Raw genomic sequence first — 20,678 nt, forward strand, 5'->3', positions numbered from 1 at the left:
GGGGCATGCTCACGGCCACGGTCGGGCAGGAGCACGGTCGCTCGCGGCGCGAGCCGTCCGTGGAAAGGGAAACAGAGGATGTTCACGAAGCTCGGGCTCCGGAATTTCAAGTCCTGGCGTGGCGCACATGCGTTCGACCTCAGGCCGCTCACGCTGGTGCTCGGCGTCAACTCGGCCGGCAAGACGAGCCTGCTCCAGCCGCTCTTGCTCCTGAAGCAGACCATCGAGTCGCCCGACCGGCTCCTGGCGCTCAACCTGGGCGGGCAGCCCGGTGAGATGCTGGACCTCGGCAGGCTCTCCGACGTCGTCTCCGGGGGCGACGTGCGCGCCGGGCTCGGCTTCCGCCTGACGTTCGGCCCCGTGAGCATCGGGAAGGGGGCCGCGCCGCGCACGCTCGGCTCCGTGGACTACGAGGTGGAGGTCGGCGCCGCCGAGGAGGAGAGTCCCTATGTGGAGCGGCTCTCGTACGCCACCGCCGAGGGCGCCTTTGCCGTCGCGCGCCAGCGAGACGGCGCCTATGCGCTCTCCGCGCCGGGCGGCCCTTTGCCCGACGACCGGCGAGCTCGGCGGACCTACGAGCCCGAGCGCTCCGTCGGCTTCTCGGCCGATGCGGTCGCCGCCCTCGGCGCCGCGGGGGCGGACGCGCAGGATCTCGCGCTCGCGCTGACGCGGGAGCTCCAGCGGCTCGCCTACCTCGGGCCCCACCGGAGCGTGCCCACGCGCCACTACGCCTGGACGGGGCGCTCGATAGGGCAGCTCGGATCGAGCGGCGAGCACGCGATCCCGGCGCTGATCGCGAGCCTCGTCGGCCGCCACGCCGACGGGTCCCAGCGGGGCCGCCTCGTCGAGCAGGTCTCCGCGGGGCTCGCGCGGCTCGGGGTCGCGGACAGGATGGAGATCGAGCGCCAGGCGACGACGTTCTTCCAGGTCATGATCACCTTCCAGGGCCACCGGACGAACCTGCTCGACGTCGGCTTCGGGGTCTCCCAGGTCCTGCCCGTGGTCACCGCGGCGTACTTCGCGCCCGAGGGCTCGACGGTGATCATGTCGGAGCCCGAGCTCCACCTGCACCCGCTGGCGCAATGCGCGCTCGGCGATCTGCTCGTCGAGGCCGTGCGAGAGCGCGGGGTGCAGCTCCTCGTGGAGACGCACTCGGAGCACCTCTTCCGGCGGATCCAGACGCTGATGGCCGAGGAGCGCATCACGCCGGACGAGTGCGCCATGTACTTTGCCCGGTGCAATGGAGGGGATTCGGTGCTCGAGCCGCTCGAGGTGAACGGGTACGGGCGGGTCGCGAACTGGCCCGACAAGTTCTTCGGGGACACGGTGGGCGAGGTCGAGCGACAGATGGAGCGGATGCTCGACCGCATGGAGAAGGACGAGCAACGTGGCTGATCATGTCGTCGACACCAACGTGCTCATCGTCGCGAGCGCCGCCGATCCTGCCTCGCCGTTCAAGGACACCCACGTCCCGACGAGCGAGCGGAGGATCGTCTTCGCGTGGCTCAAGGATTTCCGCGCCGATGACGGGCGCCGCCTGATCATCGACAGGGCCCGCGGCATCCTGCGCGAGTACAGGAAGAAGCTGACGGCCCAGGACTACGGCATCGTCGTGGCGATGGAGAAGCTCCGGACGGCGGCGTTCGTCTCCGTGCAGTACGACGGTGAGTATGCCGTCGTGCCCGAGCGGCTCGCTCGCTTCGACAACTCCGACAAGAAGCTCGTGGCGGCGCACCTCGCGCACCGGGCGGAAGGCGGTCAAAGCACCATCGTGAACGCGTGCGACACCGACTGGCACGAGCACGAAGAGGCGCTCTCCGCAGAAGGGGTGATCGTGGAGCAGCTCCTCCCCGCGTGGTGCCAGAGAGAGTTCTGGCGGAAGAATCCAGAGAAGATGCCTCCCGGCGCGCAATGATGCGCATGCGCTCGTGGTGGCGCCGGGGCACCGTGACCTCGGTGTTCTCCGCCCGGATCGTGACGTCGCTCACCATGGGATCGCGGCGCGTCGTGGGGCGACGCGTCGTCGCTCCTGCGAGGCAAGCTCAAGGTGGGTGTGCTTCCTGAAAGCGAAACGCTACATCAACAGCATTCGTGAGTTCCGCGGCTTCCTGAAAGCGAAACGCTACATCAACAACATTCGTGGGTTCCGCGGCTTCCTGAAAGCGAAACGCTACATCAACAGCATTCTGGCCCGTGATGCTGCATATTTCGCGCGGCGGGGTGCGTCGTCGTGCAATGACACGACGCTCGCTGTCGGCGGCCCCCATGCGAGAGCGCGAACGACCTATTGCGTCGACGCCAAAGATCATCGAGAGTCGTGCAATGCAATTGCATGCCTCGGATCGTGACCAATCCCGACATGCCGGGATCGATCGTCCGTGGGCAGGCTGGATGGAGGTTCATGCGATGACACGGTTCTTCACTCTTGTTGGAGCGATCCTTTTGGTGGCCTGCGGCGATGCGGTGGGGGGCACCGGCGCGGAGAGCGGGACGGGCTCGGCGGGCGGAGGCGAGACGAGCTCGAGCGGCGAGGGGCCGACCACGTCGGGCACCACGACGACCACGACGGGCGCGGGGATCGAGGACCCGACGAGCGGCTCGGGCAGCACGGGCAGCACGGGAGGCTCAGGCGGCGCGACCGGCTCGGGCGGCTCGGGTGGCTCGGGCGACGCGAGCGGCTCCGGCGGTGGGGCGGGCACGGGCGGCGATGATCCGTTCGCGCACGCTCCGGTGTGCAGCAGCGACGAGCGCTGGACGATGGGCGATCACGAATCGCCGCTCATGCATCCAGGCATGGCGTGCCGGACCTGTCACTCGACGAAGGAGCCGCGGGTCGCGACGCGCCTGCCGATCGTCGGCACCGTCTACCCGACCGGGCACGAGCCCGACGACTGCCTCGGGGTCGACGGGGATGCCGAGGACGTGGTCGTCGAGATCACGACCGCCGACGCTCGGGTGATCCAGCTGCCGGTCAACGCGTCAGGCAACTTCCTCTTCGACACCGCCCGAGATCGCACGCCCATCAAGTTCCCGATCACCGCGCGGGTGGTGAAGGGCGACAAGGAGCGCAAGATGCTCACCGCGCAGATGAGCGGCGATTGCAACAGCTGCCACTCCCAGAACGGCGCCGAGGGGGCGCCCGGGCGGATCGTCGCGCCCTGACGCTAGCGCTGCGCCCGCCGTCCGGGAGCACCTTACTCCACCGTCCCATCAGGGCCGGGGCGGGGCCGCGCCCCTCGAGGCCGAACCATCCGGTCCTGGGCCCAGCCCCCGGCCCAGCAAAGCCGGCCCACGCCCCGCCGGCTGCGCTAAGCTCCGCGCCCTGTGCCCGTCCTCACCGCTCACGATCTCCACAAATCCTTCGGTCCGCAGACCATCCTCGACGGCGTCTCGGTCAACATCCGCACGGGCGAGCGCGTGGGCCTCGTCGGCGTCAACGGCTCCGGCAAGAGCACGCTCGCCCGCATCCTCGCCGGGGTCGAGCAGGCCGACAGCGGCACCATCGCGCGGCGCCGCGGCGCGGAGATCGGCGTGCTCTCGCAGGATCCGGTCTTCGAGCCGACCGACACCGCGCGCGACGTGGTGCTCGCCGGGCTCTCCGCGTGGCACGCCGCCAAGGCCCGCCACGACGAGGTGAGCCGGGCGCTCGCGGCCGGCTCGGGGGACGCCGAGGCGCTGCTCGCCGCGCAGGCCGAGGCAGGGGCCGACGTCGAGCGGCTCGGCGGGTGGGACATGATGCATCAGGTCGACTCCATCATCGGCCACGTCGGCGTCACCCGGCCCGACGCGCCCATGAGCGTGCTCAGCGGCGGCGACCGCAGGCGCGTCGCGCTCGCCCGGCTCCTCGTGTCGCGGCCCGCCCTGGCCGTGCTCGACGAGCCCAGCAACCACCTCGACGTCGAGACGGTCGAGTGGCTCGAGCGCTACCTCGTCGAGGAGCACCCCGGCGCGCTCCTCCTCATCACCCACGACCGCTACCTGCTCGACCGCGTCGCGGAGCGCACGCTCGAGATCGACAAGGGCAAGGTCTACAGCTACGACGGCGGCTACGAGGAGTACCTCGAGCAGAAGTCCGAGCGCCTCGCGCTCGAGGCGCGCACCGAGTCGAACCGGCAGAACTTCCTGCGCACCGAGCTCGAGTGGCTCCGGCGGCAGCCGAAGGCGCGCACCGGAAAGCAGAAGGCCCGCATCCAGCGCGCCGAGACGACCAAGAGCGCGCCGCCGCCCAAGGCGGAGCGGACCGCGCAGCTCTCGGTGGAGTCGGTGCGCACCGGCAAGACCATCCTCGAGCTGAAGAAGCTCGGCCTGTCGCTCGACGGCAAATGGCTCGTGCGCGGCCTCGACTTCACGCTGACCAAGGGCGAGCGCGTCGGCATCGTCGGCCGCAACGGCACGGGCAAGACCACGATGCTCCGCGCGATCCTCGGCCAGCTCGGCGCCGAAGGCGACGGCGCGGCCGCCGAGGGGCCCCGCATGGAAGGCGAGGTCGTGCTCGGAAAGAACTCGAGCGTCGCCTACTTCGACCAGCACAGGAGCGGGCTCGACCTCGACAAATCGATCTTCGAGAACATCGCGGGCTCGCACACGCGCGTCGAGGTCGGCGGCCGGTCCATGGACGTGCGCAGCTACCTGGAGCGGTTCCTGTTCGATCCGAACAAGGCGCGGCAGCCGGTGGGGTCGCTCTCCGGCGGCGAGCGGGCGCGGGTCGCCCTGGCGAAGATGCTCACCCAGAGCGTCAACGTCATCATCCTCGACGAGCCCACGAACGATCTCGACGTGATGACCCTCGCCGCGCTCGAGGAGATGCTCATCGAGCTCGAGGGCTCGGCGCTCGTCGTGACCCACGACCGCTGGTTCCTGAACCGTGTGGCGACCTCGATCCTCGCGTTCGAGGGCGACGGCCGGGTCGTGCGCTACGCGGGCAACTACGACGCCTACCGCGAGCAGCGCGCGAACGCCGCGCTCGAGACGGAGGCCGAGGCGCGGGCCGCGAAGGCCCAGGCGGCGGAGGCCCGGCCGGCGGCGGCGCCGGCGAAGGCCGCCGCGAAGGCAGGCGGCGCGCCGAAGCTCACGTTCGCGGAGCGGACGGAGCTCGACGGCATCGTCGGGAAGATCGACGCGGCCGAGCAGAAGGTCGCCGAGCTCGAGGCGAAGCTCGCCGACCCGACGCTCTACGCGAGCCGCGGCGCCGACGTGGCGGGGCTGCTCTCGGAGCTCGAGCGCGCCAAGCAGGACGCGGCGCGCCTGGTCAGCCGCTGGGAGGAGCTCGAGACGAAGCGCGAGGCCGCCGGCAAGGCGTGACCGGGCGCGACGGAGCGCGAGGCCGGCGGCAATCAGTCCAGGGGCGCACGGGCGCAGGGGCGACCTGTCTCGCACGACGACCTTGTCGGCGCGGCGCCGCCCGGCGACCATGGCCGCATGATGACCGTGTTCGAGGTGCACCTCGCCGAGGGATCCGACGGCGCCGGCCTGCTCAGCGACGAGGTCCTGAGCGAGACAGGCGCGCAGGTGATGACGCTCCAGGAGGCCGCGCTGGTCGGCTTCCAGGGCCTCCAGGGGCTCGACGGCTCCGGCAACTTCCGGCTCATCGCCGTGCGCGCGCGCGACGCCGCCTGGATCCACCGCTGCCTGGAGACCCACGGGGCCGTCACCGCGTTCCGGGCTCACCAGGTCGACTGAGCCGCATCGCCCCCGCTGCTCGACCGACCCCCGCGCCGCCCTGGCGCGGCGTCCCCGCGCGCGCCTCGCCCAGAATGCCGCAGATGCCAGTTCGGCTGGCCGACGCAGAGAACATGAAGTCCCGGCAAGCCCGCTGAAGCAGGCGAAGCTCGCCTCAACGAACATCGATGAGATCCGGTGTTCATCACCACGCACGCAACGACTCGCGCGCGCCGGATCCTCACGTCTCCTGCACGCACCGGCGCAAAGCTCCAGGAGTCCGGTCACGGATCAGGAGAGAGGGTTCAACGCAAAGACGCAAAGACGCAAAGACGCAAAAGAAAGAACAAATGTGGCGCAGTTTGCGCCTTTGCGCCTTTGCGCCTTTGCGTTGAAATCTCTCGGCTCGGGAGGCAGATCCCTGGAAGGATTTCTGACCTGCGGTACTAGGCTCGTTCTACTGTGTCTCGTATCACTAGAAAGTTGCTGTGTGGTTGCACCGTCTACCGACGATGGTAACAACACCGCATGTCTCACTCCTCTCTACGTAGTCATACGCTCCTGGCGTTGTTCGCGGTCTCCGCGTTCGCGCCGGGTTGCGGCTCGGATCGGCCGCAAGCGGGCGATACCAGGCCGCCGGGCTCCGAGCCCGGTCAGGCGGCGCCCTTCGAGAACCCCGGCGGGATGTGGATGCCGGAGCAGATGCGGCAGCACAAGGACCAGCTCAAGGCGCTCGGGCTCGAGATCGATCCCGAGTCGCTCGCCGATCCGACGGCGTCCCCGCTCGGCGCTGTGGTGAGCCTGGGCGGCTGCTCGGCCTCGTTCGTCTCGCCCGATGGACTCATCGCCACGAACCATCACTGTTCGACCAGGGCGCTCCAGTACAACTCCACCCCGGAGCAAGACCTCCTGACGAACGGCTACCTGGCGAAATCCCGCGCCGAGGAGCGATGGGCCGGCCCCACCGCGCGCGTGCTCGTGACCCGCGCGTTCCGCGACGTCACCACCGAGGTGCGGCGCGGCATCGAGGCGATCCAGGGCGATCTCGAGCGCTACGAGGAGATCGAGAAGCGCAAGAAGCAGCTCGTGACCGCGTGCGAGGAGGGGCGCCCCGAGATCCGCTGCTCCGTCGCCGAGTATTTCGGCGGCGGCCAGGTCTCGTTGATCGAGCAGCTGGAGATCAAGGACGTTCGCATCGTCTATGTCCCGCAGGAGGCGATCGGCAACTTCGGCGGGGACATCGACAACTGGCGCTGGCCGCGCCACACCGGCGATTTCGCCTTCTTCAGGGCCTATGTCGGCAAGGACAACCGGCCGGCGGCCCACGCCGAGGACAACGTGCCTTACCGTCCGGCGCACCACCTGAAGCTCGCGTCGTCGCCGCTCCGCCAGGGCGACCTGGTGATGGTCGCAGGCTACCCCGGCACGACGAACCGGCTCCGGACCGCGGCAGAGGTCGAGTCCGCTGTCTCATGGCTGTACCCGAAGCGGGTGTCGTTCTACGAGGAGTCGATCGCCCTCCTGGAGGAGCTCGGCAAGAACGACCCGGCCCTGCGGATCAAGGCGGAGCCGACCCTCCAGGGCTACGCCAACTACCTGCTCAAGACGCGCGGCCTGCTCGACGGGCTGGTCCAGGGCGGCCTGGCCAAGGAGAAGGCCAAGCAGGAGGGCGACCTCAAGGCCTGGATCGACGCCGACCCGGAGCGCAAGGCGGCCTACGGCGGCGCGATCGAGCAGATCGCCGCGCTGCACGCCCGGCAGCGGGAGACGCGCGACCATGACGCGGCCGTGTCGGAGATCGCCTCGTCGGCGAGGCTCCTCGACGCCGCGGTCACCCTCGTGCGCATGGCGGAGGAGCGGCCCAAGGCCGACGCCGAGCGCGAGGCCGAGTACCAGCAGCGCAACTGGGAGCGCCTCGAGCAGGCGCAGGCGTCGCTGCAGAAGTCGTACGACCGCACGATCGATCGGAGCACCTTCAAGCTGGCCACGCGGCGCGCGCTGCAGCTCGATCCGAAGGACAGGCCCGCGCTGCTCGAGGCCCTCGCGGGCGGGCAGGCACCGACGGAGGCGGGCATCGCCGCGGCGATCGACGCGCTTTACGAGAAGACGGCGCTCGAGGACGCGGCGACCCGGATCCAGCTGCTCAAGACGGCGACGCTCGAGGAGCTCCAGGCGAGCCGGGATCCGATGATCCGCCTGGCGCTCGAACTCGCGCCGGTCGACAAGGCCATCGAGGCGCGGGACAAGGCCTACGCCGGGGCGATGGCCCTCGTGAAGCCGCGCTTCGTCGAGGCGCTCCGCGCGCACCGGGGCGGCCTCCTGGCGCCCGACGCGAACGGCACGCTCCGCGTCACGTACGGCACCGTGCGGGGGTACCGCCCGGAGGCCGACAAGGCGGTGGTTCGCCCGTTCACCACCCTCAGCGAGGTCGTGAAGAAGAGCACCGGCGAGGCGCCGTTCAACACCCCGGCGACCCTGCTCGAGGCCGCGCGCGAGAAGCGGTTCGGCCCGTACGTCGACAAGGACCTCGGCGAGGTGCCGGTCTGCTTCCTGAGCGATCTCGACATCACGAACGGCAACTCCGGCTCTGCCACGCTGAACGCGCGCGGCGAGCTCGTGGGCCTCGCCTTCGACGGCAACTACGAGGCGATGGCGTCCGACTGGCTGTTCATGCCGTCGATCACCCGGACCATCCACGTCGATCACCGCTACATGGAGTGGGTGATGGACGCGGTGTCGGGCGCGGACGCCGTGCTGAAGGAGATGGGCGGCAAGCCGGCCATCGACTGAGCGCGGCGCGACGCTGACAGCACCATCGCGAGGACGCCGGCGCGGGTCACGTGTCGGCGTCGTCGGACGACACCCGCACCTCTCCCTCGGCCACCGTCCAGAGGATCGACGTGCAGCTCCGCCCGAACGCCCTGTCGTGCGTGACCAGGAGCAGCGCGCCCGGGTAGTCGGCGAGGGCGCGCTCCAGCCGCTCGATCGAGGGCAGGTCGAGGTGGTTGGTCGGCTCGTCCAGCACGAGGGCCCACGCGTGTTGCCCGAGGCCCAGCGCGATCATCAGCTTGCGCGCCTCGCCGGGCGACGGCCGCGCCGACCCGAGCAGCGGCCCCGGCTCCACCCCGAGCGCGGCCACAAGCGACATCACCCGCCCGCGCTCCTCCGGAGGGAGGCGCCGCGCCCTCGCGAGGAGGGCCTGCTGCTCTGCCTCGCCGAGCTCCTGCGGTACATACAGCACCTTGTCCGCCGGCACGCGCGCGCCGGCGAGCAGCGCGTTCACCAGCGTCGTCTTGCCAGCGCCGTTCGGGCCCGCGATCCGGATGCGGTCCTCGCGGCCGACCGAGAGCCGCACGTCCCGCAGCAGCGTCCGCCCCTCGCTCTCGCCGCCGGCGTGGATCCGGGGCGCGTCGAGCACGAAGAGCCACGGCGCGGGCGATCGCTCGTAGTCGACGAACACGCTGCGGCCCACCGCCTTCTCGAGATCGAGCTCTCCCGCCTCGGCCGACACCTTCTCGAGCTTGCGCCGGGTCACGCCGACGTTGCGCGACAGCCGCGCTTCGGCCGAGGACACGCGGAAGTCCGCGAGCAGGCCCCGGGCGTCGCTGTCGCGCGGGCCCTTCATTCGCCGCTTCGTGCTCCGGTCCGCGTCGGCCGAGGCCTGCGCCCGCCGCTCGTCGCCGAGGCGGCGCCGGAGCTGCCGCTCCTCGGCGCGCAGCCGCTGGTGCGCCTCCTCGCGCCCGCGCGCCTCGGCCTCCCAGAGCGCTTTTGCCGCGCTGTACCCCCCGGGATAGAGCCTCGCCGCGGCCCGCTCGACCCGGATCGTGCCGGTGGTCAGCGCGTCGAGGAGCTCGCGATCGTGCGAGACGCACGCCCCGATCCCCTGGAACCCGGCGAGCGCGCCGGCGAGCAGCGCCCGCGCGTCCGCGTCGATGTGGTTCGTCGGCTCGTCGAGCAGGAGCAGGTCCGGCGCCGCGGCGAGCGCCGCGCCGATCTGCCACCGCTTGCGCTCGCCGGGCGACAGCGTGGCCCAGCGCCCGAGCTCCGCCGGATCCAGCAAGAGCTCGCCGCGCAGCCTGCGCGCGGCGCCGTCCTCGGCGTCGGCCAGCGCATGGATGGCCGCGTCGGCGTGCTCCACGGCCTGCGGGCAGACCGCGACGGTCGCGCCCCGCGGATCGAGCCGCAAGCTCCCCGCCTCGGGCGCGAGCTCGCCTGCGAAGAGCCGGAGGAGCGTCGTCTTGCCGGCGCCGTTCGGCCCGACGATCCCGTACCACCCCGGGGTCAGGCACAGATCGACGTCCGCGAGGATCGTGGACGCGTCGGAATAAGAGAAGGAGAGGCGCTGCGCGCGCAACAACGACATACGAGCTCCTGAATCTCGAGGGCCACATGGCCCGGTCACGGGGCGGGCAGGCTGCCTCGCGCGGCCAGGGAGCAGGGATGCCACCTGTCGCGCTCGCGACCTGCGACGGAGACCGATTCAGGAGCTGATCTTCACCGGAGCACTCTCCTCTTGCGTCAGCCGCGTTTTCTAACAGACGGCCGAGTCCCACGCAACCGCCGCTCCGCAATCGCGGTCGTGGTCGTCATGCCCACTCGGCGCGCTCACGCGGCCAGGAAGCCGCCGTCGACCGGGATGGCGCCGCCGGTCACGTAGCCTGCGCCCTCGGAGCACAGCCACAGCGCGGCGCCGGCGATCTCGTCCTCGGTGGCCATCCGCGCCATCGGATGCTGCGCCACCAGCGCCTGGACCAGCTCGGGCGCGAACGCCTCGGCCTGTTGCATGGCGGGCGTGCGGGTGACGCCGGCGCAGAGGGCGTTCACGCGGATCCCGAGCGGCGCCACCTCGAGCGCCACCGAGCGCGTCATCCCGACGACCGCGTGCTTGGACGCGACGTAGGCGTGGTGCGCCGGCTTCCCGGCGACGCCGTAGATGGAGCTCATGTTGACGATGGCGCCCCCGCCCGACGCCAGCATGGCCGGGATCTCGTGCCGCATGGCCAGCCAGATCCCGCGGGCGTTGGTCGCCATGACGTCGTCCCACACGGCCTGATCGGCGCGCTCGAGGCGGGCCATGTCGCCCCCGACGCCCGCGCAGTTCGCCGCGAAATCGAGCCGGTCGAAGCGCCTCATCGTCTCTTCCACGGCGCGCTTCACCGAGGCGTCGTCCCGCACGTCGGTCTGGACGAACAGCGCCGGCGCGCCCTCTCGCTCGAGCGCGGCGCAGGCTCGCTGTCCGGCGTCGCCGTCGCGCGCGGCGATGGCGACGCGCGCCCCTCCTCGCGCGAACGCGCGCGCGGTCGCGAGGCCGATGCCCGAGGTGCCCCCGGTGACGAGGGCGACCCGTCCGTCGAAGTCGTAGGTGATCATGAAGCTCCCTTTCCTGGTGGAATCACGCAGTGCTCGCGCCAAGGCCGCGCTGGATGAACTGGACCGCCTGCTGGGCGAGGCGGCGGCGGCGCTTCGGGCCGAGCTGCTTTCGCAGCGCGTCGGAGGCCAGCACGTCGTGGAGCTCGGCCCCGAGCTCCTGGAGCACCGCCTCGGTGAGCCCGGGGCCGATGACGGCGGCGACCAGCCGGGTCGCCACCTCGAGGCTCGTGTCGGTGGAGCGGACGGCGCCGCTCGCGACGCCGTCCTCGAGCAGGGCCCGGAGCTCCGCGGCGCCGGCCTCGCAGATGGCCTTGTGGAGGCCGCGGACCTCGACCGTCGCGGTCGGGTCGGCGGCCGCGGCGGACAGGCGGGCGAGGCGCGGGTGCTCCACGAGGAACGCCATGCCGCGCTCGATGTGGACCTCCAGGCGAGCCCAGAAGTCGCCCTCCAGGCACGCGGCGCCGAGGAACGCGCGCTTCTGCCGCGGCACCTCCTCGGTCAGGAGCCACCGGTAGAGATCGAGCTTGTCCTCGAAGTACTGATAGAAGCTCCCCTTGGGGATGCGCGCCCGGCGCGCGATCTGCGAGAGCGAGGCCTCGGCGTACGGGCGATCCGCGAACTCGGCGATCGCCTCGCGCACGAGGCGGTCCCGCCGCTCCTCGGGCAACCCAAAGAACGTGCTCTTCGGCATGCGACCGGTCAGTCATATGACCGATCGGTCGCATCGTCAAGGCGGGGCGGGCGTGCGCTCCCGGCCGCTGTTCAGCGGTTCAGCACTGGGCATGCCCTGGGCTCGACTCAGGAAATCCCTGAGCGCGACCCGGGAGTGCCCAGCGCGTGACCCCGATCCCAAACGGGCCTCGCCCCAAACGCGCCTCCAGCGTGGGTCGGCGCGCCTCCGGAGGAGGCGTGGTTCCAGGGAGCGGCCCCCTCTTTCGAGGTCACGAGATCGAGCCGAGCGTGACATCGAGCGACCCGCATCATGGCCGACGACGCGGGGAAGCGTGACAGCGCTCCGCTCGAGCGAGGCGTTCATCTTGCATAGCGGGCCGGCGCACTCTCGTGCGGCCGTGCATTCCTGCAACGCACGTCACATCGATGGCGAAAACCTTCGCCGTCAGCATTCCAGGCCGACGCCGCGGGCGTTCGCGCCGACGCACGCCTGCAGCGTTCTGGTCTCCACGGCTCGCTCCATCCGGAGCGCAGCGCGGGCGGCTCCGGGTCACGCGCTATGCCTTCACGGATGAAACCCGAGTCGACTGCATCTTGCATTGCTGCACAGCCGCTCGCGATAGACGACGTCGATCATCCAGAGATCATTGCGCTCATTGATCGCAACGCATCTCTATCCGAGGACCATCGACGTGTCGCTCGGGGGGCAGTCGATGTTCTCGGCGCCTGCTGGGGCGGCGCGGGCCGCAGGCGCTGAAATGTATTTTTATTCACGCGGCATTCTGCGGCGGCTCGGCCATCGTATTGAAGTGTTGGAAGATTCGTTGTCCGTGGTGTCCCCAGCACGACGAGGTCGTCGTGTGAAGTCCGCAAATAAGAATACAGTTGCGCATTCGTCCGCATGGTATAGGATGCTGTCATCAGATGGAGGAGCACCCACGAACCATCGGACCCCTGCAGCCATGAAGAGAGCCTAGCGGCTCTCTCGCTTGCTCTGGTCTCATGATGCACCGGGAGATGCCCTGGAAGCAGTCCAGGCGCTCGTGAGTCGCATGCTCGCATCCTGGCGAGCGCAGCGACGACCGAGGAGTGCAGCCGTGTCCTGCGGACGCCGAGCGTTGGCTCGGACCGCGCGGCGGCTGTTCAGCGCCCTGCTCGCGGGAGAAGCGCCCAGGTGACCACGCGCTGGAGCATCGCGGAAACGCGGCTTGCGGGTTCCGTTTCGTGCTCCTTTCAGCGCTAGGGGCCAGCTGCCTCAGGGCAGCACCGAATCGACGCCGTCGCGTCGCCCAGCGCGTCATCTGAGGCAGCACCCCACTCCAGGCTTATCGACGTGTGCCGCCATGGCGTTGCGGCTGCGTCTTGCCTTCGCCACAGGAAGAGCGCAATGACTCGACTTAATTTGTTCGCCCCCGAGGTCCGAGAGAACCCGTACCCCTTCTACGCGGCGCTGCGCCGCGAGTCGCCCGTCTGCCAGGTGGACCCCAACGGGATGTGGGTGGTCACCCGGTATGATGACATCGTGGCGGCATGCAAGAACACGCAGGTGTTCTCGTCCGCGGGGCTGCGCATGGCCACCGAGCCTCCTTACCTGAGGCGTCAAAATCCATTGTCCGGATCCATGATCCTCGCGGACCCGCCGCGGCACGGACAACTGCGCAGCCTCAGCAGCCGTGCGTTCACCGCCAACATGGTGAGCACGCTGGAGCACCACATGCGATCCATGGCCGTGCGGCTCACGGACGGCCTGGTGCACCATCGTGTCGTCGAGTTTATCTCCGAGTTCGCGAGCCGCGCGCAGGTCAGCGTCCTCGCCAAGTTGATCGGATTCGATCCAGGGCTAGAGGAGCACTTCAAGCGATGGGCGACTGACCTGGTCATCGTCGGCGTCATCCCTCCGGAGGATCATGGGCGGATCGCCGAGGTGCGCAGGACCATCGATGAGATGGAGCAGTACATGCTGGGCCTGCTGGCGAGCCGCCGGCGTCAGCTGGAGAACGATCTGGTAAGTGAGCTGCTCCGGTCTCGGAGGGACGACGATGGCATCACGGACCAGGACCTCGTGTCCCTCCTCTCGCTGCTCCTCGTGGCAGGGCTCGAAACGTCGACATCGCTGATGACCCATATGGTCTTGATCCTCGCCCAGCGGCCGATGTGGATGGATCGCCTACGCGCGGAGCCCGCGCTCATCCCGCATTTCATCGAGGAGGTCCTGCGTTTCGAGGCGCCTGTGCATGCCACGATGCGACTGACCGTCGCCGAGACGGAGCTCGGCGGTACGCGTCTACCCGCCCACGCCGTGGTCGCGCTGCTCATCAGTTCGGGTCTGCGCGATGAGGCGAGGTTCCAGGATCCGGACCGCTTCAACCCAGAGCGTGGCGATCAGGCCAACCTGGCATTCGGCCATGGTGCGCACTTCTGCCTCGGGGTCTTCCTGGCCCGGGTGCAGGCCCGCATCGTGCTGGAGGAGCTCCTGCGTCGGTGCCACCGCATCGTGCTTCGTACCGACCGCCTCGAGTGGCAAGCGGCTCTCAACACGCGCTCCCCGGTGGCGCTACCCATCGAGGTGATCCCCGTCTCAACTACCGCCGCACGTGAGTCGCCGGTCATCCAGGGCATCTGTTAGGGCCATGCTCTCGTCGCGAGGATGTCTCTACTCTATGGAATCGTCTTGTGGCGGAGTGCGTCATGTCATCTGATCGAACTAGCGTCGTCGTCAGCAAGCGCGACGCTGGTGGTTTCGAATATCCGTTTTCTGCGTCGTGTCACCCCGGGAGAGAGGTCGCGGAGCAAAGGACCCTGGCGTGGGTTCGCCGGTTGCGGCTGGTGCCAGACGGTCGGTCGCTTTCGCGCCTCAAGGCGACGAACTTCTCCCACCTGGCGGCATGGCTCTTACCGTCCGCGAGCACGCAGACGCTCCAGCTGGCATCGGACTTCACGGCCGTGCTGTTCCTCCTGGATGATGCGTACGACGAGGGGCAGCTCAGCACGGACCCGGAATCCGTCGAGTGGCTCAATGAGAAGTACCTGGGTGAGCTCTTCGGGTACACCGAAGCGGACATGAGCGACCCCCTGACGCGAGGGATGCTCGATGTACGTGAGCGCATCCGACGCAGCCATCCGCACTTCTTCCTGAATCGCTGGCTCTCGCACTTTCAGTACTACTACGAGGCCAACCTGTGGGAGGCGAATAACCGAAAGCAGATGAGGGTGCCGCATCTCGAAGAGTATTTGATGATGCGGCGCTACAGCGGCGCTGTCTATACCTACTGTGATCTGCTCGAGCTGCTGCTCGAACGGCCGCTGCCGATCGAGGTCGTCCAGCACCCGTTGATTCAGACGGTTCGAGACATCTGTAATGACATCCTCTGCTGGACGAACGACTACTTCTCGCTCGGGAAGGAGCTGACCAACGGCGAGACGCACAACCTGATCGTCGTCCTACGGAACGAATGCGTGAGCACGCTGGAAGAGGCGATCGACCGGCTCAAGGACATGCACGACCGCCGGGTCGCGGAGTACCAAGGCGTGAAGGAGAAGGTGCTCGCGCTCTGGGCGGACGACGAGATCCGCCTCTACCTGGACGCGGTCGAGGCCATGATCGCCGGGAATCAGCGCTGGGCGCTCGAGGCCGGTCGCTATTCTGGACTAGAAAGTTTGATCGTGCGCGCTGGATGAAGGCAAGACGGCCTGCCGGGCGCGTGCCTTGCGAGGGTCTCGCCCGGTGTCACTGGGCGAGCTGCGAGAAAGGGGGCTCCCTACGCGTGCAATCTCGTCGCCGTCCGACGCATCGCGTAGGCGATACCTGCCTTGAGGTTGGAGCGGGTCTCTATCGAGCCGAGGTCCACGCCGAGCGCGACCAAGCTCTGCGCCACCGCAGGGCGGAGCCCCGTCAAAATAGCCTTGCTTCCGAGCAGTCCCACCGCCTGGGCCAAGCTCATCAGCCTGCTCGCGACGCTCGTGTCCACGCTCTTGACCCCCGTGACATCGACGATCACGACCTTCGCGGAGCTGGACGCGACCCCTTGCATCGCGGTTTCAATCATCTGCGCCGCCCGTCTTTCATCGATGGTCCCGATGATCGGCATCACCATGACCTGATCGGTGATCGGTATGCAGGGCGTCGATAGCTCGAAGAGCCGATCCCGCTGCGTCTGAATAATGGCTTCCTGCATCTGGACGCGCTCTTCCTGCAGCCGGACCCGCTCGCCCAGCTCCACCTGCAGCTGGTCGTTGACGTCGCGGAGCTGCTCGTTGGACAGCCGGAGCTCCTCCGTGCGCGCGGCGACCTCCTGCTCGAGCCTCTCATAGAGCTTTGCGTTCTCGATGGAGATCGCGATCTGCGTGGAGAGGAGCTTCAGGAGATCGAGGCGATTCTGCGTGAATACGCCGCTGGATAGGTTGTTCTCGAGATAGAGCACGCCGACGAGCCGATTCTGACGGATGATCGGAGCGCAGATGACCGACTTCGGACGCATCTCTCGGATGTAAGGGTCGGCAGAGAATCTGGCCTCCTCCGCCGCGTTGTCCAGCAGGATGGCTTTCTGGGTACGCTGCACGTAGCTGATGATCGACAGCGGTGCTCTGCTGAACGAGACGACTGGCGCGGACTTGAGCACGTAAACTTGCTTTGGCTGAAAGGTCCCTTCCACCTCGACGAAGAGGGCATCGTCACGCACCACAGCCAGCATGCCGGACTGCGCGCCGACGTTCTCCAGCACGATCGTCATGAGGTTTTCCAGGAGCCTCTCCAGGACGATCTCGCTCGCCACGGCCTGCGACGCCTTGACCACGCTGAGCAGATCCAGGACCGCGTCATCGTGGGTGGAGGTCACCGTCACCGACGTCGATTGATCTGGCCTTCCCTCGAGCCTCAGATGAGGGAACGCGGCGACGAGGCTCTGGCACTTCGCATCAGCGCCCCACAGCGCATAGCCACGGTAGGCCATCGTCATGTAGTGCTGAGCGATCTCGCCCCGACCCATTCCCCGATAGAACGACGACGCAAGCTCGCACCCTAGCGCCTCTTCCTGGATGTATCCGTGCTGTCGAGCTCCCTCGATCGCGCGATCGTACAGGGCCATCGCCTCGATCATCGAGCGGCCCACGCGGGCCAGCTCCGCGCTCACCAGGTCGTGCTTGTGCTGGCTGTTCTCCGGAGCGTGGCGTGCCCACATCCCGAGCTTCTGCTGATTCGCGTCCACCTTGGCGAGCGCCGCGTCTTGCTCCTCCTTCGTGAGTCGATCGAACGCCGCGAGAACCGAGAGCGAGCTGTAGAGGTTCTGCTCCACGACGGTGGCAAACCCCACCGCATCCTGGTACTCCTCTCCGGCGCGAAGGCACTCGTAGGCGAGCTTTGGCTCGGCGAAATAGTAGAGCATCATGCCCTTCGCGAGGTGCAGGCAGAACAGCGATGTCCTGTTGTGCTCAAGACAAGGGATCATCGACGTTTCATCGAAGCTCTCGCCGACCAGCCGCAGCTTCTCTGCAGACGGATCTCGGAGGCTGCGCACGAGCTGTTTCCAGATTTTTGCATAATACAGCGGATACTGCTGCTTGAGCTTCATCGCTAGCTCGATAGCATGTGTCATTCGCTGCTCGGTCGTTCCCAGATCCTCCCCAGCAAATAAGGAGTATGTGGGGTGCTGGCAGGAGCTGTATCCGGCGTATTCGATGTCTCCTGTCTCCAGCCCGACCTGGACCGCGTGGCGCGCCGGTTCGATGGTCTCCTTCAGGTGCCGCTTCCAGTGATGAATCGCGATGTAATGGAGGGTGTAGATCTTGGGTTCGAGCTCGATCGCCCCGAAGCGATGAGTGAGCTCAATCGCGAGCTGGCCGAGCGCGAACCCGTGATCTATATTGTTCATCACGCTGCACTGAATATGGCCGTAGATCGCAAAGGCGTATGCCGCGGAAGGTGAAATCCCGTGCTGTACGCATATTTCCATCATGGTGAATGCGATCAATGGAACGACGTGGGGCTTTGTCAGGACAGCCGCTGGAAAGGCCGAGACGAGGATCCGGTTCGCCGCGAGCATCCTCCGATCGGCGAGCACCGGCAGCTCGGCCAGCCGAGGTATGTCGATGTCAGCCGGCGGCGCCTCGCAGAGCGGCACCTCCAACATGGCGAGCACAGCCAGGGCGATGTCGAGAGCATCCGCCAGTCGATGCTGCGACATGTGGAATTGAATACGGGTCTCGTAGACCCGGATCTTCTCCAGCACATCCCTGGCTTGCTCTTCAACGATCTTCGCGCACGCCTCCGCGCGGTCGAAGTTGATCGTCAGGTACTCCAGCTCGACGAGATCCGTGTAGATGGCGAGCGACAGCTCGTGGTTCGTCTCCCACGAGTCCTCAGGCAGGAACGCCGCGGCCGCGCGGAGGCACTGCACGCCGGGGCCGTACGCCGTGGAGCGCCTCGCCTTCTGTCCGGCTCTCAGGTTGAGCGTCGCGGCCTCCTCGCGCTCCTGCCTGTCCACGATCCTCTTTGCCCCCATGTTGAGGTGCATCACGATGTCGTAGATCCGGTCCTCGACGGACGCGGGAGAGCTCTCTCCGAGCATGAGCCGCCCCAGCTCCAGGTGGATCCGCTCGTGCTCGCCCTCCGTGAGCAGCTTGTAGGCCGCCTGCTGCACGCGGTCGTGGAGGAACTTGAACGTGACCGCGTCCTCGTCTCCGTCGTCGAGGAAGCGCGCGATCCCGTACTCACCGTCGACGGGCACGACGAGCCCTGCGTCGAGCGCGCCCCAGAGGTCCTCGTCGGTCGCGCGCCGGTTCTTCTGGTGGATGAGGGCGAGCATCCTCAGATCGAACTGGTTGCCGATGCACGAGGCGAGCTTCAAGACCCGCTGCGTCGCCTCGCCCAGGCCCTGTATCCGGCGGACCATCAGGTCGACGACGTTGTCCGCGACCTTCATCCGCTGGATGTCGGCGATGTTCCATCGCCAGGCGCCCGTCTCCGAGCTGAAGCGCAGGTGGCCTTCGCGGCAGACGCTCTCGAGGTACTGGATGGTGAAGAACGGGTTCCCGTGCGTCTTGGCGAAGATGACACCCGAGAGCTCGCGACACTCCTCCCGAGGCGCGTCGAGCGTGTCCGACACGAGCTGGTTGACGTGATCGGGCCCGAGCGGCTGCAGCGTGATCGTGCGCACGCGGGCCTCGCTCTTCCGGAGCGCGCCCAGCATCATCGTCAGCGGGTGCGCGTCGTCGACCTCGTTGTCGCGGTACGACCCGATGAGCAAGAGATGGCGGATGTCCAGATCCTCCAGGAGCACGCTGAGGAGGTTCAAGGACCCCGTGTCGGCCCACTGGAGATCGTCGAGGAACAGCACGAGCGCCCGCGTCTTCAGCGCGATGGCGCCGATGAAGTTGCGGAACGTCAGGTTGAAGCGGTTCCGCGTCTCCATCGAGCCAAGCGCCGGGACGGGCGGCTGCTCGCCGATGATGAGCTCGATCTCCGGGATCACCTCGGCGATGACCCGCCCGTTCGGAGAGACCGCCGCGAGGATCCTGGCCCTCCAGTCGGCAAGCTCATTCCTGCTCTCGGTCAGGATCTGCCGGACGATCTCCCGCAGCGCCGCGAGCACGGCCGCGTACGGGACGTTGCGCGTGAACTGATCGAACTTGCCAGCGGCGAAGTAGCCCGCCTCCTTCGCGATCGGCTTGTGGATCTCGTTGACGACCGCCGACTTGCCCACGCCGGAGTAGCCGGCCACGAGGACGAGCTCCGAGCGGCCACCCTCCGCCGCCTCCGGACCAGACCCGCTGATGTCCCTGAAGGCCGCCATCAACGCGCCGACCTCGCCCTGCCGGCCATACAGCTTCTGCGAGATCTGCAGCCGCGTGGGCTTGTCCCTCCGCCCCGGCACGAAGTCCGCCGCCGGCGCTCCGTGCTCCAGCATGTCGAGGCAGGCCTTCAGATCGGCCTTGAGGCCGAAGGTGCTCTGATACCGATCCTCCGCGGTCTTCGAGAGCAGCTTCATGATGACCCGGGAGAGCGCCTCCGGGATCGCCGGCCGGATCAGGTGCGGCGCGACAGGCGTCTTCGCGATGTGATGGTGCACGAGCTCCAGCGGATCCGTCGTCTCGAACGGGAGGCGCTGGGTCGTGAGCTCGTAGAGCGTGACCCCCAGCGAGTAATAGTCCGAGCGGAAGTCGATCGACCGGTTCATCCGGCCCGTCTGCTCGGGCGAGATGTACTGCAGCGTGCCCTCGCCGACCGACCAGGGGTCGACCACCGCCGCGCGCTCCCCAGGCAGGAGCGAGGCGATGGAGAAGTCCGTGAGCTTCGACGTGCGCACGTCGCTGTCGACGATGATGTTGCTCGGCTTGATGTCCTTGTGGACGATGTTCCGCTCATGGATCGCCCCGAGCGTGTCCGCGAGCTGGAGCGCTATCCTCACCGCCTGCGCGAGCCCGACGCCCTGCCCGTTGCCGTCGATGGTCGCCCGCAGCGAACGACCCGCGAAGTACTCCATGACGAGCGCGGCGTAATCGAGCCGGACCTCGAGCTCGTGGACCCGCACGACCCCATCGAGGTCGAGGTGCTTCGTGATCTCGTACTGGCGCTTCAGGATCGCCACGTTGCGGGTGCCATTGACGCCCTTCCGCGCGACCTTGATGACGCACATCTTGCCCGTGCTCTTCTTCCGGCCGAGATAGACGCTGCTGCGAGCACCGTCGTGCAGCGTCTCGAGCAACTCGTGATTCAACAGCTCCACCATGACGGCGACCCCCCCTGGAGTGACAGGGCTATTTACCCAGCGCGGCGTTCAGTCGGTATCTCGGTCCGTGTCAAGCTGCAGTCCCCCGCTTCACGGCAGCTCCTCGGGGCGCTGAACTCAAGGACGGCGACAGGCGACCGCGCGAGCCGCCGAGGGAGCGAACGTGCTCGGCGGGGCGCATCGCCCTACGCAATCGAAACGGACGGGTTGTGTCAAGGTCGAACCGCCGCGGCGCCGCGCGCGGATCGAGCGCTC

13 protein-coding genes are annotated in these 20,678 nt (G+C 68.1%); 9 read left to right on the top strand and 4 right to left on the bottom strand.

What is annotated here, in order from left to right:
* Positions 1–78: 78 nt before the first annotated feature.
* The 7 genes from WMF45_RS47485 (at position 79) to WMF45_RS47515 (ending at position 8,448) form a co-directional block, all read left to right on the top strand.
* A complete protein-coding gene (locus WMF45_RS47485) occupies positions 79–1,395 on the top strand; it encodes a DUF3696 domain-containing protein (RefSeq protein WP_437713576.1) in 1,317 nt (438 codons plus the stop codon).
* Complete coding sequence (locus WMF45_RS47490; protein ID WP_437713578.1) at positions 1,388–1,915, top strand: hypothetical protein; 528 nt, start codon at positions 1,388–1,390, stop codon at positions 1,913–1,915. The genes WMF45_RS47485 and WMF45_RS47490 overlap by 8 nt, the downstream gene beginning before the upstream one ends.
* A gap of 136 nt (positions 1,916–2,051) precedes the next feature.
* Positions 2,052–2,348 carry a hypothetical protein gene (locus WMF45_RS47495; RefSeq protein ID WP_437713580.1) on the top strand — a complete coding sequence of 99 codons (297 nt, stop codon included), beginning with the start codon at positions 2,052–2,054 and terminating at the stop codon, positions 2,346–2,348.
* A gap of 97 nt (positions 2,349–2,445) precedes the next feature.
* On the top strand, positions 2,446–3,162 hold the full coding sequence (locus tag WMF45_RS47500; protein WP_437713582.1) for a hypothetical protein: 717 nt from the start codon (positions 2,446–2,448) through the stop codon (positions 3,160–3,162).
* Between the two features lie 162 nt (positions 3,163–3,324).
* Complete coding sequence (locus tag WMF45_RS47505) at positions 3,325–5,301, top strand: ABC-F family ATP-binding cassette domain-containing protein (protein WP_437713584.1); 1,977 nt, start codon at positions 3,325–3,327, stop codon at positions 5,299–5,301.
* A gap of 117 nt (positions 5,302–5,418) precedes the next feature.
* Complete coding sequence (locus WMF45_RS47510; protein WP_437713586.1) at positions 5,419–5,679, top strand: hypothetical protein; 261 nt, start codon at positions 5,419–5,421, stop codon at positions 5,677–5,679.
* A 507-nt stretch (positions 5,680–6,186) separates the two neighbouring features.
* Positions 6,187–8,448, top strand: a complete 2,262-nt coding sequence (locus WMF45_RS47515; RefSeq protein ID WP_437713588.1) for a S46 family peptidase — start codon at positions 6,187–6,189, stop codon at positions 8,446–8,448.
* Between the two features lie 46 nt (positions 8,449–8,494).
* On the opposite strand, the gene WMF45_RS47520 is transcribed toward WMF45_RS47515, so the two are convergent.
* From WMF45_RS47520 to WMF45_RS47530, 3 genes are all read right to left on the bottom strand, one after another.
* The gene (locus tag WMF45_RS47520; protein WP_437713590.1) at positions 8,495–10,021 is read right to left on the bottom strand and encodes an ATP-binding cassette domain-containing protein; all 1,527 of its coding nucleotides are present in this window, start codon (positions 10,019–10,021) and stop codon (positions 8,495–8,497) included.
* Between the two features lie 242 nt (positions 10,022–10,263).
* Positions 10,264–11,028 carry an SDR family NAD(P)-dependent oxidoreductase gene (locus WMF45_RS47525; protein WP_437713592.1) on the bottom strand — a complete coding sequence of 255 codons (765 nt, stop codon included), beginning with the start codon at positions 11,026–11,028 and terminating at the stop codon, positions 10,264–10,266.
* Positions 11,029–11,050: 22 nt separating this feature from the next.
* Positions 11,051–11,719 (bottom strand): TetR/AcrR family transcriptional regulator, encoded by a 669-nt coding sequence (locus WMF45_RS47530; protein ID WP_437713594.1) that lies wholly within the window; start codon positions 11,717–11,719, stop codon positions 11,051–11,053.
* A gap of 1,383 nt (positions 11,720–13,102) precedes the next feature.
* Here WMF45_RS47530 and WMF45_RS47535 point away from each other — a divergent pair.
* Together WMF45_RS47535 and WMF45_RS47540 are read left to right on the top strand one after the other, a co-directional pair.
* Positions 13,103–14,326 (top strand): cytochrome P450, encoded by a 1,224-nt coding sequence (locus WMF45_RS47535; protein ID WP_437713596.1) that lies wholly within the window; start codon positions 13,103–13,105, stop codon positions 14,324–14,326.
* Between the two features lie 62 nt (positions 14,327–14,388).
* On the top strand, positions 14,389–15,378 hold the full coding sequence (locus WMF45_RS47540) for a terpene synthase family protein (RefSeq protein ID WP_437713598.1): 990 nt from the start codon (positions 14,389–14,391) through the stop codon (positions 15,376–15,378).
* Positions 15,379–15,458: 80 nt separating this feature from the next.
* Here WMF45_RS47540 and WMF45_RS47545 read toward each other — a convergent pair whose 3' ends face one another.
* A complete protein-coding gene (locus tag WMF45_RS47545) occupies positions 15,459–20,423 on the bottom strand; it encodes an AAA family ATPase (protein ID WP_437713600.1) in 4,965 nt (1,654 codons plus the stop codon).
* Positions 20,424–20,678 lie beyond the last annotated feature (255 nt).

The organism is Sorangium sp. So ce448 (assembly GCF_051520915.1).
Classification (GTDB): domain Bacteria; phylum Myxococcota_A; class Polyangia; order Polyangiales; family Polyangiaceae; genus Sorangium; species Sorangium cellulosum_B.